This is a genomic window from Paenibacillus antri (genome assembly GCF_005765165.1).
In the GTDB taxonomy this organism is placed as follows: domain Bacteria; phylum Bacillota; class Bacilli; order Paenibacillales; family YIM-B00363; genus Paenibacillus_AE; species Paenibacillus_AE antri.
The window spans coordinates 1-564 of sequence record NZ_VCIW01000075.1 but is presented as its reverse complement, the minus strand read 5'-3'; the positions used below and the strand labels follow the sequence as shown (position 1 = coordinate 564).

The following is a 564-nucleotide window of genomic DNA, read 5'->3' as shown; positions in this document are numbered from 1 at the left end:
CTAAAAAACAATATTTAAATTAAGCTTAATTAGTTTAGCCGTCGCCGGCTATGCGGAAGCTAATCAAGCTACACTTGATACGGTGAAGGTTCAAGCTCAACCTACGGTGAATCATACTAGAAATATCAGTAACCTGCGCGAATTACTGGCTAATCGTACGGACATTAACGTCGGTGGAGGTAGCGTGTCCGCACAATACATTTCGATTCGCGGATCAGGACAAGATCGTATCGGTATGATTGTCGATAATACTTCGACAAATACTCAACAGTGGTATCACCAAGGTCGTTTCCAACTGGATCCGTCTATGGTGAAATCGATTAAAATCGATAAGGGCGCCGGTTCCGCCAGTGCCGGTATCGGTATAACGGACGGTGTAATCCGTGCGGAAACGGTATCGGCAAAAGATTTATTGAAAGACGGCAGATCATTCGGTGCGCGTATCGGTTCCGAATATAACAGTAATCGCGGCATTAACGATTCGCTTTCACTCTATGGACAAGCGAATAATCTGGATGTATTGCTATTAGGCAGTTGGGGAGACGATAAAAACTATAAGGCGGG

At 44.7% G+C, this 564-nt stretch carries 1 protein-coding gene; it reads left to right on the top strand.

The genetic code is table 11. The features are described 5' to 3' along the window. Positions 1-82: 82 nt before the first annotated feature. A partial coding sequence (locus FE782_RS33530; protein ID WP_202914654.1) for a TonB-dependent receptor plug domain-containing protein occupies positions 83-564 on the top strand: 482 nt, incomplete at its 3' end.